Here is a 14,908-nt window from a genome sequence, read left to right as displayed (position 1 = left end):
CGCAAACCTATGTCAGCGCCCCGTTTCCGACAAGATAGGACCAAATCCGTAGCGTCGATATGTGCGCACGCCATGGCGTTTGCGTAAACTTGCCCGATGTTCAGCCGCCCATTCCCCCGCAATTTGGCAAATTACGCCCCACATCGGGGCGAATTTGTCGCGGCGCGTTCGGCGGCAAAGCATGCGTTCAATCGTGGTTTTATGAGCATGCCGCACGCTGTGGCCAACCGCCATGGCGCGCCCGCATCCGGGCCAACGCTTGATTTCGCAACCGCACAAAAATTCATGCCCCGAGATAAGGGCAAAGCGCGAAAAACCGCGCCAAACCTTGGTTGTAATCGTCTGTTGTCCGCGCCTCACGCCGCGCTGAAAATTTTCGCGATCTGGCGAAATTTCGAGCCGCACAGGCAAGCAAATTCATAAAAATTTTGAATATTTTTTATCCGGAACGCTGAAAATGCAGAACTGGCAATAAAACCACAATCAACACTTGCCCTGCTTCTATCCAGCATTTCGTACCATTTCGGATGCGTCACCGTTTAACTGAACACGTCACAAATACTACGCTGCACTGCACACAAGGGGAGTCATTCTATGGTTGCAATGCCTGCGCAATCCATCGCTTCGACCAGAGCACACGCTGTCAAAGTCGAAGATCGCCCGGTCAACACCCAATTGCTCTTCGACCGCAATGACTGTTCGGCGGAGCAGGAATGGGACGATTCTCTGGATGATGCCAAAGGTCTCGATTGGTTTCGTGTCCTTGATATCGTCCTCTCGCTGGCGGCGCTTATCGTCTTTGCGCCCTTGCTGGTGCTGGTGGGCCTGGCGGTCAAATTGACCAGCAAGGGACCGGCCGTTTTCCGCCACCGCCGAATCGGGCGCGATGGCAAGGAATTCTATTGCTTCAAATTCCGCACCATGGTCTGCGACGCCGACAAAAGGCTGGCGGAACTGTTGCGCGACAGCCCGGCGGCGCGCGCGGAATGGGAACGGGACCACAAATTGCGCAATGATCCGCGCATCACCCCGATCGGCGGTTTTCTGCGCAAGGCCAGCCTTGATGAATTGCCGCAAATCTTCAACGTCCTGTTCGGCACGATGAGCTGGGTCGGACCGCGCCCCATCGTCGCGGGTGAGGTGATCCGTTACGGCCACCGCTTTACCGCCTATTGCAAGGTGCGCCCCGGCATCACCGGCCTGTGGCAGATCTCGGGCCGCAACGACACGTCCTATCGCCGCCGCGTGGCCATGGATGTCCTGTATGTCCGCACGCGTAGCCCGATGCTGTACAGCAAGATCATCTTTGGCACGATCCCGGCCGTGCTGCGCCAAAGCGGCTCTTATTAAGCTCTCTTGAGGCTATTATCGGGCGGTTGAGCTTATCAATTCAATCGACTGCTCCCGCCCGATCCCATTTCCCTCCCGAAATATCACATTTTAACAGGCCCCATCAGATCGGCGTTCGGTGCGATCTGGTGGGGCTTTTTTCATCGGCGCCTTATTGGACGTGGCGAACGACCGCCGCGCTCAAACCCGCAAACAAGACGCTCATGCCTAAATATGGAAAAACCCGTACTCCAATGGAATTTATGATAAACCAGTGATGCTAACGAAGAATAAGTCCTAGTTGTGTAGAAAGAGGGCACAGCAGAAGGATGTGTCAAATGAAACTGAACAGTGTGATCGGACTTTCTTTGGCAACCGCGAATAACGTGGACCACAATCCGCAGGACAATCGAGTTATCAAAGTGATGTTCGAAAAGCATTCTCGCCGCACCAGCAAGTATCGCATCGTGCCGCAGAAGGTTGTTTCGGAAACGGTTCGCTTTGACGGCAAATATTCTCCCGCAGTGCGCCTTGGCCTTCTGGCTGCTGGCACGGCACTGACTTGGGGCGCGGTTTTTGGTCTCGCCAACCTGCTTCTTAATTAACACATTACCGCTTCGATTCGGCCGCAGCCCATGCGGCCTCTCCCTCTTGCGCCTTGGGCTGTCGACGCAAACTGTCCCAGCCCTAGCAAGCCATTCGCTCCAATCTGGTTCGGCACGCCCCCGGCACGATCGGCCCCATGGCCCGTCATGCCGGGCATTTGCCGTGGTGGCATGCGTGGGCCACAAACCTATGGCCAGATCAGCACCAGAAATCCGCCCGAAACCTTAACCGGCAAACCCGGTGTTTGCTTCAAAACGAACACAGTTACGGCCTGATACATATTATTTCATGCTACGCACAATCACCTCATGCGGCTTGCTGATGCATGTCCGCAAACTTTCACCTGATCGCGTTGACGACAGGTTATTTGTCAGGAGTGATTGGTCCATGCGCTCAACACAAGCCGGCAGGCATTTTCTTGGCTTGGGTCTTGCTCTTATCCTGTCCATTCCCTTGGGAATGTCACAGGGTGTGGCCCAAACCGCCCCCGCCCCCCGCATCAACGCCGCCAATGTGGCCGATGCCGCCTCTTCCGTGCCCAGCGACTATCGCTTTGGCGCAGGGGACCGGTTGCGCATCACCGTTTACGGCGAAACCTCGCTGACCGGCGAATATGCGGTGACCAGCGGGGGCCTGATCTCCTTTCCACTGATTGGGGATGTGGTGGCGGGAAACCGGACACGCAGCGAGATTCAGACGACGATCCACGACCGACTGGCCGCGGGCTATCTGCATGATCCGCGCGTGGCGGTCGAAATCGTCGATTTCCGCAATTTCTATGTCCTGGGCGAAGTGAACAAGCCGGGCGAATATCCCTATCGCCCCAACCTCTCGCTGGAACAGGCCATCGCGACGGCGGGCGGCTTCACCTATCGCGCCAGCCAGAAGAAAATCATGGTCCGGCACAATAGCGAGGACAGCTATCACCCGGTCAAGGCCGACGCCAACACGCCCTTGCAACTGCAACCGGGCGACACGGTCAAGGTGGGTGAGCGCTTCTTCTGATCCGGGGCGGAGGGGCAATCGCCACGCGGTCAAAGCCCTCCCAAACCCGCAGCGCATTCCAACCCTTTGGCGGCAGGTAACAGGAGCATGGGATGATTGTTTCGGCCAGGCGCGATGACATTGACGGCCTGCGTTGCGTCGCCATTCTGTCGGTGCTGCTGTTCCATTTCGGGTTCAGCTTCATCCCCGGCGGTTATACCGGCGTCGATGTGTTCTTTGTGATTTCGGGTTATGTCATCACCAAGAGCATCCATCACGATATTGCCAAAGAGCGTTTCAGCATCGGCAATTTCTATTTCAAACGCTTTCGCCGCATCACGCCGGCCTTTGCCGCCACGCTGCTTTTGACCAGTGTTGCGTGCTATTTTCTGCTGCTGCCCGATGATCTGATCGATTTTGGCAAATCGGCGGCGGCGGCCAGCGGCTTTGCCTCTAATTTCTATTTCTGGAAAACATCGGGCTATTTTGCCAGCGCGGCGCAAACCAAACCTTTGCTGCACACTTGGTCGCTCTCGGTCGAAGAGCAATTCTATATTTTCGCGCCGATCCTGATCTATGCCCTGACGCGCCTGTCCACGCGCAAAAGCCTGTGGGCGCTGGCGGTCATCATGTTGATCAGCCTGTGCGCCAGCGTTGCCGCGATCTTTCTGGCGCCGACATTCGGCTTTTTCGGTCTGCCCTCGCGCGCTTGGGAATTGCTGATCGGGGTCTGGCTGGCCACGCGCGATCCCGATTTGTCATTGTCCCGAACACAGCGAGAAGCGCTTGGTTTTATCGGCGCGGGTTTGATCGGCGCGGGCATGTTGTTCCTGCATGAGGATGACCCGTTCCCCGGCTGGTATGCGCTGCTCCCCTGCCTTGGCACGGCATTCTGCATTGCGGCCGGGACGAATGCCCGTGGTCGTTCGGAATTGAGCATGGTGGGCCGCGCTCTGTCATGGCGTCCCGCCGTGTGGATCGGGTGGATTTCCTATTCGGTCTATCTGGTCCATTGGCCCATCGCCGCGCTGTTCCAATATCGCATGTTGCGCGCACCCACCCCGGTTGAGGGCCTGATCATGGCCGCCATCAGCCTGATGCTGGGCCTGCTGTCATGGCGCTTTATTGAACAGCCCACCCGCCATATCGATCCGCGTTACATGCGCCATGTGATTGTGGGCGGCGTGGCCACGGGGCTGGCCGGGGTGGCTTTTGGACTGGTTCCGGTAATGGGCGATGGCTTTGCCGGACGCTATCCCCTTTGGCATCAGCAAAAGGTCGCCGGTCTGGAGGATTGGGGCGGCGCGCAATGTTTCCATCAGGACCCCACCACGCCCATCGATTGGGATGCGGCCAAATGCACCCGCATCCACGGAGAAAAGGGGCGCATTCTGTTGTGGGGCGATTCCTTTGCCGCGCAATATACGCCGGGCATTTTGCGCCATGGCGCGCTGATCAACTCGGACGTGTTGCAATATACGTTTGCCGGATGCCCTCCGCTGCTCAGCTATAATTCGCTGGCGCGCACGGGATGTCGGAAATCGAACCAGCGTATCCCCGATCTGATCCGTCAGCAGCATATTGACACCGTCGTAATGGCCGCGAAATGGACCGATGTGCCCCGGCACACCCTGCTCGAATTGCCCGATACGATTGAGACTCTGCGCCGTGCCGGGGTGCGGGTGATCATCATCGGCCAATCGCCCGAATTTGCGATGGACGTTCAGCGGATCGACTATCTTTCGGGTCAAATGGCGCAGGGGGACAAAAGCCGGTGGATGACGTCGGTGGACGCCGATTTCAACGCAAAGATGGTCGCGCTCACCAAGGGTGCAAGCTTCATCGACCCGATGGGCGCCTTTTGCGATGGCCGCCTTTGCCAGTACAAGTCCGGCTCGGCCTATTACTTCGTCGATTACGGCCATTTCTCACGCGAAGGCAGTATGCGGGCGGTCGAGGCCTATTTCCCCTCGATGGCGCAACATCGCGGCGTGCAATTGTAATTTCATCTCTGAAAAGGGGCCAGACGGGTGAACAACCTTGCTGACACAATGATGACCGCTTCGACCGACGCGCCTGAACAGGTGACGGTCGCGATCTGCACCCTGCGCCGCCCCCAGATCGAGGATGCGCTGCGCTCTTTGGGGCAACAGATCATGCCCGATCAGACGCAGTTGCGCGTACTGGTGATCGACAATGATGACCATGATCGCCGCCGCTCCGACATCGTTGCGATGGGACGGGCAAACGGGCTGGATCTGGAATATATCCACGCGCCGCGCTTCAACATTTCCACGGCGCGCAATGCCGGGCTGGACGCCTGCACGACGCGCTGGCTGGCCTTTATGGATGATGATGAAGTGGCGATGGACGATTGGGTCGCCAACCTTCTGGCCCATCGCCAAGGGCAGCAAGCGGTGTTCGGCATCGCCCGCGCGATCTATCCCGAAAGCGGCGCGCCATCGTGGATCGCGGGGGAAGATTTCCACTCGAACCAGATGGCCCCGCAGGACCCGCCGTGGAAGGGGTATACGTGCAATGTCCTGATCGACATGGACTTTGTTCGCCGCCACGGGCTGCGCTTTCGCGAAGAACTGGGGCAAATCGGTGGGGAGGACACGATCTTCTTTCGCGAAATGTACATGCACGGTGGCAAGCTGGCCTATGCCCCCGGCGCAGTGGTCGAGGAACCTACGCCGCTTTCACGCATGACGCTGGGCTGGTTGATCAAGCGGCGGTTCCGCAGCGGACAGGTCCATTTCATCGTCCTGCGTCAGGATGGGCAGATGATCAAAGGTTCAGCCATGGCCATGGTCAAGGCCGGCATTTTCCTGCTACTGGCCGCGCTCAACCTGCCCCGCCCGCCCAAGGCCGCCGGCCATGTGTTGCGCGCCGCGCTGCACGTCGGGGTCTTTGCCTCGGCGCTGGGATTTGCACCCTATCGCGAATATTCCGCCCCGGCCTAGGGGCAAAGTGGATTAAAGGAAGATGCCTCCGGCGGGCAAAGGGCGGGTGCCCTTTGCAATCCCCTTACTGTCCCTGTTGCGCCCGAAAGGCAATGACGCGCCCCGACGCCGACCGACTGGTTTTGAAAGCCGCTTCGCGGCGGGGGGATGTCGGCAAAGTTTTTGGGGGGGCATAGCGCTGGCTATGGCCGGGATTGGTGGGAAGCTGCCGTTGGCTGTCGAGAGCGGCACGACTTCAGCGATCTTCAAGATTGGCCCGCCCGTGAAATGGCAATAACCAAGCACCATCATCGCACCCGGCCACTCAGTTTCACATTGCCCAATGATGCCGACCATCGTGTAGCGCGCAGCCCGTTGGGGAGCATGCTCAAGAACTTGCTCGCGAGCGTAGATGCCAATGCGATGACCTCTAACTGACCGATCAGAGTTTGAGCTATTAGCGTTGGCTTGGCTCGCACGCCTAAAGAGGGCGCGGCGCGCCCAGAAGCCTTGGACCGCCACACAGGTGCCGTTCAGCGCTTCAGCTCGCCGTAGCACGTCGTCGAACGAAAGATGAAGGGCAATTGTTCGATTGCATTTCGCCGGATCAGCCCAGGCCCCGCGTATAACGTCCCCTGAATTGTCAGGTGGGTTGCCGACCGTCTGCGCGGTAGCAGCTGTGGCGAATACCGCAACGGCAGTTGTCAGAAGAAAGCGAGCGTGCATGGTTCAAACTATCATGTGTCACTTCGTCCGCAAGTGGGGCGATTGCTGTCATTCAGGCAGCCGAAGCTTTGGCACCGTCTCCGGAGCGTTAGCTTCAAGACGGAAAACCTCAAAATCCGTCGATTTGCATCGACCAGCGCCGCCTCACATGGCGCAAAAGCTTCCGCGTCAATCACCTACTGCCCCCCACCTCCCGCACGCCGCCGCGATCAAGCGCGAACCGCAGGCCGCAGCATCCGCCGCCAGTCGCCGCCCGCCATGATCTGATGAACCACCCCCGCCACCAACAGGGCTGCCCCGCCCGACATGGCCCAAAGCGCAACCGTCCCCATCCAGCCATAGGCGACGGCCTGCGCCCCGCCGGCCAACACCACCGCCAGAGCGCCCACCATGCCCACCGCAGGCAGGCCAATCACGACCGCGCCGAAATCACGCAGCGGCATCAAATGACGGGTCAATCGCGCCGACCACAAGCACACCGCGACATTCTTGAGCGTGATCGCCCAAGCCACCTCCGCCATGCCGATCCAGCGCGCCAAAGCCACAAGGCCAATGGTCATCGCCGTCGAAATCAACGTGCGATTGCGCAGCAGCCGGTTTTGTCCATGGGTGGAAAAATAGGCCCCCTGAACATTGGCGATCACCCGCGAATATCCGCCAATCGCCATCGCTTGCACCACGGGCGCGGCCATCATCCATTGCGCGCCGAAAATCAGCGACACCACCGTATCGGCATGGACCACCAGAACCGCGCTGGGCACACCGAACAGAAAGGTCATCATCGCCATCGCCTTTCGGAAATCGCGGCTCAGACCATCGCCCTGATGCGCGGCAAACCGGGGTTGATAGAGCGTGGAAACAAAGGCCTGCGACGCGGCAATCTGGGCCATATCCACCCTCTTGCCCAGATTATACATAGCAAGGGTGGCGGGCGTCAGGATCGCACCGATCAACACCTGATCGAGGAAATTGTTGAGCGTACCGATCGCCCGCACCTGGCTGGACATCCATGCCACCGGCATCAGGGGCGCGGCCTTGCGCCAGTGGAGCGACACCGCCGCCCCGCCGCCCGCGACAATCACTGCCAGCCAGTTGAGCATGGATTGCCCCAGATAATAGCCCACCATGCCCCAGACCGGCCCCACCCGATCCGACATGGCCAGCCCCACCACAATACCGCCCACATTGCTCAACAACCCGCGCGAGGCCATGGCGCCATAGGCCTGCCTCCGGGCGAGCAAAGCGGTGGGATGCTGGGCCAGCGTGTCAAAGGTCAGTTTCGCCCCGACACAGACCGCCGCCAGTGTCAGCCCCGCACCGCCCATGCGCGGCAAGGACAACAACACCACGCCCATATAAATGGCACTGGCCCCCAAAGCGCAGGCCATCAGCAATCCGCCCGCCGCCGCGTCGCGCGCGCGATCCGCCTCGCGGTCGACCAGCATGGCCTCGTACAAGCCATTGGGACACAGGGCCTTCAACACCTCAACCCAGGCAAGGCAAAAGGCCATCACCCCCATGATGGTCGGGGGCAAATGGCGGCTGAAATAGACAAACATGCCCAACGGCGCCAACACCGCCAGCCCGGCATTGACCGCCGAAATCGCCGTATGCATTTTGCCATAACCGGCCGCCCCAGACATAAGTGCCCCCTAAATCCTTACGAAATTTGCGGCGATCAATCGCGCGCCATGGCGTCGGGCAATTGCCAGACGCGGATATAATCCAGCTGCATCTGCGCCGGAAATTGCGTGCTGGCGTCAGGATTGCCCGGCCATTTGCCCCCCACGGCCAGATTGGCCAAAATGTACATCGGCCGCCGCATCGCCGGGCAGGTCGGCGCCTCGGCCACCTGTTGCCCGTCAACATACCAGTGCAGGCGTTGTGCCGTCCATAACAGGCCAAATGTATGAAACGCCGTGGGATTGGCCAGTTTCCTGTCGCCCGCAGGCTGACTCCGCTGACCGGGGCAATGGGGGGTGAAATAGAGATGGTCCCCGCCAATCGCCTCAACAATGTCAATTTCCGGCGGCCAGCTTTTGTCTATCGGCAACAGCCAGAAGGCGGGCCACAATCCCTTTCCCACCGGCAAAGCGGCGCGCATTTCGAAATAGCCATAACGCTGGGCAAAGCTGAAGCGTGAGGCGATCATGCCGGAGGTGTAGTCCAGCCCCCAGATCGCCGCCTTGGTCGAAGGCGTCGCTTTTTCCGCGGTGATGGTCAAAACGCCATTGGCGACATGGAACGGATCGACGTTGATCGTTGCGGCGCCCACGCCGCGAAAAGCGCGATCAACATAGGCCTGCCGCTCTCCATTGCTGACCAAGCTGCGGCTTTCGACCGCCGATGGGCCGCCATAGCCGAATTGAGTGCGCCAACGTCCGGCAAAGCTGTTTTCGTCAAAGAGTGAGAAGTCGTCGAATTCATCCTGAAAGGTCAAATGCACGGCAAAAGGCAGGCTGGCCGAGGGCGCGGGTTCCGCCAAGGGCGTCGGCGGGCTTTCCTTTGCCCCGGCGCATCCGCCCGCCCATGAGAGCAAAGCCGTACAAGCCACGGCCCAGAGCCCAACACGGCCACGCCTAATCATAGCGCGCCATTTCCGCTTTACGATGCCCCGCATGCGGCCATGCCATGCCCCATGCGACCCAGACCAGCACCGTGGTATGATAGAAAGGCAGCGGCCCCAAAGCCTCAATCGGAATGCGCGTGCATTCATACGCAAGGATCGCCAGCCAACAGGCCGCGGCCGTTTCACCATGGCGCATAGACCGGAGCAACAGGCCCGCCGTCCCCACCAAGGCCGTGACACCCAGCACGGTCACGCCGACATAGCCAACCTCGACCAGGTTTTCGATGATCGTGTTGTGAAAATTGAAACCGGACCGCGCCGGAATACGCGCCCAGGTCCACAGTCCTTCGGCATCGATATTGCCCGGCACCCAGAACGCGCTGTAGCCCAGCCCCAGAACCGAATGACCGGCAATAATATCTTCCGATCTGGCCCAGAGATATTGGCGCCCGGTCAGCGTCGGATCCTTGTTGAACATAGCCAGCAAGGCCTGCATCAACGCATCGCCCGCCACCAGATAGGCGGTCAACGCCAGCAAAGCCGAAAGCGCCAGCAGGATCAGCAGCCACGCGCGAACAACCGGCCCCACACGCCCCATGACCACCATCAGCACCATCACCACGCAGCCACCGAAACCGGCCACAATCGCCCCTGCCGATTGCGAGAGGATAATGGCGTTCACCTCCGCCAACAGAGCAAGCAAGAGCAGGAAGGTGACAATCGGACGCTTCATCCAGATTTCGAAATGCAGCCCGACCATGGCCAGAATGCCGATGGCGGCAATATCACCAAACAGATTCTTGCCCGAATTGAAGCCGGAGAAAGCCGTTTGGCCCGGCGTCAGCCCCACCGCCACCGTTTGCCCCAAAACCAGCGCCAGAAGCAGATAGACCATGCCCGCCAGCGCAAGCCCGGCCAGCACGTCACCGGGGCGCGGAGAACCCGCCAGCCACAGGCCGATATAGATCGTAAAGATAAGCTCCAGACTGAGCCGAAGCGTGGTGATCGGTTCAATCGACCACGCAACCGAAAGCAAGGCAAAAAATCCCGGGGCGAACAAAATCCACCGCCCCTGCATCCGGCGCGTCGATTCCGCCGGGCGGAGGATTGTGATCACAGTGTAAAGGCCGATGAGCAGATAGGGCGAGGCCCCATGCGATTGGGGCAGGAACAGGAGCAGCGCAAAGGTCGCCAGCGAAATCCACGTTTCCCCCGTCATGCGCAGCGCGCCATGAATGGGGCGCACCGGGGCAACCGGACCCATGGGAATAGGCGAGAACAGAGGCTGACTGAATTGGTCCATGGATCACCCAGTAAAAAATGGGATAGATTCGAAGACGATCAGCCAGAATGCCGCCCCTTCTTCCTAAACGCTAATCCGCAAGGCCGTATAGGGGAAAGGACAGATGGATCGCCTTTGGAGGAGATCAGGCGCAAGTCGCACCCATCGGCATTTCACACCAGCGAAGCCGCAGGAACGAATCGACGCGGTCCCATAACGGTTTCATGCGCAAGATTGCGCCGAACGATTGTCGCGAAGATTTCTCCATCACCCCATATCGGCCCACCACGAAGGCAAATTCGCGGACCAATATTTAAGTATTAACCCTTAATTTAATAAACTTAATCCAAAATACCTCTTTTCTTGCAACCAAAATTACTCCAAGCTATTGTTTGCCACGGCATATTCACTTGATAAATTTTGGTTCATAGTGGTTTGAAAAGTATTTTTTTCGTATTTACCACTTTCTTCTTTGGACTAGAATGCAAAGCGAACTGGAGGGGAATGATTAGATTCGGTCCGCCAGTGCCAGTGGAGGCGATTTTATGGCTACCTATAACTATACCTATTCAACCAGCGCAGTGACCCAGACCCTCGATAACAGCGGCAACACCGTCTACGGCTCGGCCTATGGCGACACGTTCATCGGTGGCACCGGCAACGATTATCTTCTGGGCGGTGCAGGCGATGACAAGCTGTACGGCGGCGCCGGTAACGACCGTCTTGACGGTGGCGCAGGCAATGACACGCTTTGGGGCGGTTCGGGCATCGACCGCATGTCGGGCGGTGCGGGCAATGACACGTTCCTGATCAAGGCCGCCGATCTGGACGCCTCGCTCTCGGGCGCGACGACCCAGAAGCTGATCACCGATTTTCAGGGCGCTGCGACCTGGGTTTCGGGCAACAATGACCTGCTGCTGCTGACCGGCTTTGGCGCTGGTTCGACCCTGACCGTGACGGGTACGTCGACGCATTATACCGCCCCGACGACCAGCCCGGACGCTGTGCTCTATTACTACAACCTGCATGACGCCGCGACCGGCCATGACTATACGATCGGCATCGTGTCGCTCAATGGTCAGGCCCTGTCGTCGGCTTCGGGCGATATTAAGTGGTATTGATTTGATGTGAACGCATTCGCTGAATGCAGTCACTCAAAAAAAGGCGCCGGCGTGTTCGCACACGTCGGCGCCTTTTTTCATAAATCATAAAGAATCATACCGCGCGCCCGGACAAAGTCGATCCAAATACGCGGGTTCTTACTTATAATCCCACCAGAAAAGAGCCATTTGGATGAGCCATGGCCGGACAAGGCTGATAGATTTGACGGCGCAGGCGCTGAACCTTTGACGCCATGATGCGCAAGGTGATCGGCGGGCTGCACAGCTTATTTATAAAGGCGGTGCCATGCCGACATTCGACGTTTCGATCATCATGCCGAACTTCAATTGCGAACCCTATATCGCGCAATCGATCCGCTCGGCCCTGCAACAATGCGGCGTTTCGGTCGAGGTTGTGTTTGTCGATGACGCCTCATCCGACGGCAGCGTGGCGGTGGCACAGGCCATGGCCGATGAATTCCCCGGCCTTGTCCAAGTGCATCGGCTGGAACGCAATTCCGGGTCGGCTGTCGCGCGCAACATGGCGCTGCGCCACGCCAATGGCCGATGGCTGGCCGTTTTGGACAGCGATGATCTGATGTATCCGCACCGCCTTGCCAAGCTGATCGAGGCCGCCGATGAACAAGGCGCGGATATTATCGCCGATGATCTTTTGACCTTTTACGATGATGGCAAACGTGCGCCCCACGGCCTGCTGGGGGGCAATCATGCGCGCGGCGGGCATCATGTCTCGTTGGCCGATTTTGTGCGCGGCAATCCGATGTATGGCCGGTATGGTTCGCTCGGTTATGTCAAACCGATGGTGCGCGCCGAAAAATGGCGGGATAGCGGCGTCTGGTATGACCCCGCCCTACGGTTGGCGCAGGATTATGATTTCCTGCTACGCCTGCTCGAACATGGGCTGGAATTCTACCTTCTGCCCGAACCGTGGTATTTCTATCGCAAGCATTCCAGCTCCAATTCGGCCAAGTTGAAGCGCGCCCAGATTGAGGCGCTGAAGCAGGCCGATATCGAATTTTCACAGCGCATCGCGGGACAAACCGAGGTTGAGGCCGCCAGACTGGAACGACATGCGTCACTGGATCGGGCGCTGGCCTTTGACACGCTGGTCGGCGCGATCAAGGGGAGGCAATGGGGCGTCGCATTGGCCGAAATGGCCCGTAATCCGGGGGCGGCGGCCCTGCTTGCCTTGCCGATACAGGCGCGGGTGGATCGGATGCGGAGGCAACGCGCGACCGCCGATTTGCCCGGCGCATGTGCGGCGGTGCTGACGTCGCGGGTGCTGGATGATGAAGGCCGCGCCCGTCTGGACGCCATCGGCCTTGCCTTGCGGGAAAAGAGCCTCAGCCCCCGGTTGGTCCTGCCCTTTGCCCCTGACGCTCAAACGCCGGACAGCTTTCCTGCGGCTGATCTGGGCAGCTATGATCAAGTCTCCATGGCCGGGTGGGAGCGGCGCGGCGACCGCTATGTCAAAGTGGCCGGCCCTTCGTTTGAACCGCTGATCGTGGCGCAATCGGCCTATCCCAGCCTGGAGGCGGTGCTGGTCGATACGCCCAAGGCGGCGGATGCGGAAAGCTTTCTGATCAAGCCGGTCGAAACGCGCCTGGCGTGGGATGAACAAGCGGGCGCGCTGGTGGCGGCGTGACCATTGCCGAACCGCTGATGGATCGTGTGCGGGCTTTGGCCACGATTGATTATGTGCCCGAAGCCTTTTCCATGCAAAATCAAACCCCCATGGGGCGACAGGCGGCGGGCGAAGGATTTTTACGGGCCTATTTGAAACATTCCGGTGGCGATGATTTCGGCGCCCTCGTGCGTTCCGCCGCCGACGGAGCCAGCTTTGAACAGGTGGTCAAGCAATTGGCCCCGTCAGCCCGCGCCCATTGGATGAACACCCGTGACGTTTCGGGGCTGGAACAAGCCGGGACTCTGTTCTGCTATCACCCCAGCCTGACCGAACATGCGTGGCGCAGGCGCTATTTTGGCGCGGCGCGCTACAGCATCTGTGGCTTGACCCATACTTTGTCCAGCGACCGGGCGATGCGCGCGGTGACCGAATTGGTATCGGCGCCGTTCCATGCGTGGGACGCGCTGATTTGCCCGTCGCGGGCGATCCGCGATGTGACCCTGCGCCTGATTGAGCAGCAGCAGGCCTTCGCGGTGGAGCGCTATGGCGCGCGCGCGCTGGATTTGCCGCAATTGCCGGTGATCCCGCTGGCCGTGGCCGCGAATGACTTTGACGGGTTGGACGGATTGCGGAACAAGGCGCGGCAAAAGCTGGGTATCGACCGGCATGACGTGGCCTGTGTCTATGTTGGCCGCCTGTCCATGCATGCGAAAGCCAATCCGGCGCCGATGCTGATGGCGTTGGAGCGCGCAGCGGCCCATGTGCCCCATGGCGGAAAAATGGCGATGTTGTTTGTCGGTTGGTTCGCCAATGACCACCAACAGGCCGCCTTTCGCCAGGCGGCGGCACGATTGGCCCCGTCGGTCCGCGTTTCCTTTGTCGACGGGCGCAAGGCAAACCTGCGTAGGGAAGCGTGGGCGGCCGCCGACATCTTCTATCAATTGGCCGACAATGTTCAGGAAAGCTTTGGACTGGCCCCAGTCGAGGGCATGGCGGCGGGGCTGCCGGTGGTGGTGTCCGACTGGGACGGTTTTCGCGACAGTGTCGTGGATGGAGAAACCGGTTTTTTGATTCCCACCACTCAACCGCCGCCGGGACATGCCGGTGACATTGCGCGATTTTACGCCGAAGGGTGGATCAATTACGACGCCTATATCGGATCGGTCAGCCAGTTCACCAGCGCGGATATTGATGCGGCGGCAAAGGCTCTCTCGACACTGGCCGCCGATCCTGCGTTGCGGGTCAAGATGGGGGCCGCGGGCAAGGCGCGCGTCAAAGCCCTCTATGTCTGGCCCGTGGTGATCCGGGCGTATCAGGACCTGTGGGCCGAATTGGCCGAGATCAGGGCAAAGGCTCCGCCCGCGCTGATGCGCCACCAATCGCCCGATCCGGCGGCCAGCGATCCTTTCACCATCTTTGCGGGATTTGCCACGCGCCACCTGACGCCCAATGTTTGGGTGGGGCCGGGAGCCGATGCTGGGGTCAATCTGGACGCCACGCGGCTGGTCGAAAACTTGCTGCCTCCCGCCGAACTGATCGCCCGGATCGGGGCCATCATGAATGGTCAGAAGGTTCAGATCGGCGCCCTGATGACCGCGATCCCCGATGTGCCGCCGCCGATTTTGCTGCGCCATGCGGCGTGGTTGATCAAGGTGGGCTATCTGAACGTCGTTGAATAAGGCACATATGAAAAAGCCCCCTTGGCGGTGTGGAAACCGC

At 59.6% G+C, this 14,908-nt stretch carries 12 protein-coding genes; 9 read left to right on the top strand and 3 right to left on the bottom strand.

Annotation, left to right across the window (positions count from 1 at the left end; translation table 11 throughout):
- Positions 1–96 precede the first annotated feature (96 nt).
- The 6 genes from ACZ9HU_RS00245 to ACZ9HU_RS00220 all read left to right on the top strand — a co-directional run bounded on the left by ACZ9HU_RS00245 (position 97) and on the right by ACZ9HU_RS00220 (position 5,885).
- Positions 97–423 (top strand): hypothetical protein, encoded by a 327-nt coding sequence (locus tag ACZ9HU_RS00245; RefSeq protein ID WP_476100982.1) that lies wholly within the window; start codon positions 97–99, stop codon positions 421–423.
- A 171-nt stretch (positions 424–594) separates the two neighbouring features.
- Complete coding sequence (locus ACZ9HU_RS00240; RefSeq protein WP_476100980.1) at positions 595–1,350, top strand: sugar transferase; 756 nt, start codon at positions 595–597, stop codon at positions 1,348–1,350.
- A gap of 317 nt (positions 1,351–1,667) precedes the next feature.
- A complete protein-coding gene (locus ACZ9HU_RS00235) occupies positions 1,668–1,934 on the top strand; it encodes a hypothetical protein (RefSeq protein WP_476100978.1) in 267 nt (88 codons plus the stop codon).
- A 460-nt stretch (positions 1,935–2,394) separates the two neighbouring features.
- A complete protein-coding gene (locus tag ACZ9HU_RS00230) occupies positions 2,395–2,940 on the top strand; it encodes a polysaccharide biosynthesis/export family protein (protein WP_476100976.1) in 546 nt (181 codons plus the stop codon).
- A 92-nt stretch (positions 2,941–3,032) separates the two neighbouring features.
- Positions 3,033–4,922, top strand: coding sequence for an acyltransferase family protein (locus tag ACZ9HU_RS00225; protein WP_476100974.1), 1,890 nt, complete (start codon positions 3,033–3,035; stop codon positions 4,920–4,922).
- A 27-nt stretch (positions 4,923–4,949) separates the two neighbouring features.
- Positions 4,950–5,885 carry a glycosyltransferase family 2 protein gene (locus ACZ9HU_RS00220; RefSeq protein ID WP_476100972.1) on the top strand — a complete coding sequence of 312 codons (936 nt, stop codon included), beginning with the start codon at positions 4,950–4,952 and terminating at the stop codon, positions 5,883–5,885.
- Between the two features lie 914 nt (positions 5,886–6,799).
- Here ACZ9HU_RS00220 and ACZ9HU_RS00215 read toward each other — a convergent pair.
- From ACZ9HU_RS00215 to ACZ9HU_RS00205, 3 genes are read right to left on the bottom strand one after another with little or no spacing between them, the layout of a single operon-like run.
- Positions 6,800–8,233 (bottom strand): oligosaccharide flippase family protein, encoded by a 1,434-nt coding sequence (locus tag ACZ9HU_RS00215; protein ID WP_476100970.1) that lies wholly within the window; start codon positions 8,231–8,233, stop codon positions 6,800–6,802.
- A gap of 35 nt (positions 8,234–8,268) precedes the next feature.
- Positions 8,269–9,144 carry a glycoside hydrolase family 16 protein gene (locus ACZ9HU_RS00210; protein ID WP_476100968.1) on the bottom strand — a complete coding sequence of 292 codons (876 nt, stop codon included), beginning with the start codon at positions 9,142–9,144 and terminating at the stop codon, positions 8,269–8,271.
- Between the two features lie 25 nt (positions 9,145–9,169).
- On the bottom strand, positions 9,170–10,423 hold the full coding sequence (locus ACZ9HU_RS00205) for an O-antigen ligase family protein (protein ID WP_476100966.1): 1,254 nt from the start codon (positions 10,421–10,423) through the stop codon (positions 9,170–9,172).
- A gap of 563 nt (positions 10,424–10,986) precedes the next feature.
- Between ACZ9HU_RS00205 and ACZ9HU_RS00200 the strand changes: the two genes are divergently transcribed.
- The 3 genes from ACZ9HU_RS00200 to ACZ9HU_RS00190 all read left to right on the top strand — a co-directional run bounded on the left by ACZ9HU_RS00200 (position 10,987) and on the right by ACZ9HU_RS00190 (position 14,868).
- A complete protein-coding gene (locus ACZ9HU_RS00200; protein WP_476100964.1) occupies positions 10,987–11,562 on the top strand; it encodes a calcium-binding protein in 576 nt (191 codons plus the stop codon).
- A gap of 286 nt (positions 11,563–11,848) precedes the next feature.
- On the top strand, positions 11,849–13,207 hold the full coding sequence (locus ACZ9HU_RS00195) for a glycosyltransferase family 2 protein (protein WP_476100962.1): 1,359 nt from the start codon (positions 11,849–11,851) through the stop codon (positions 13,205–13,207).
- Positions 13,204–14,868: a glycosyltransferase family 4 protein gene (locus ACZ9HU_RS00190; protein WP_476100960.1), complete on the top strand. Its 1,665-nt coding sequence runs from the start codon at positions 13,204–13,206 to the stop codon at positions 14,866–14,868. The genes ACZ9HU_RS00195 and ACZ9HU_RS00190 overlap by 4 nt, the downstream gene beginning before the upstream one ends.
- Positions 14,869–14,908 lie beyond the last annotated feature (40 nt).

The organism is Novosphingobium sp. Sphag1I, assembly GCF_056279125.1.
Note: the sequence above shows the minus strand (reverse complement) of the source record. Positions and strands in the feature narration are given on the sequence as shown.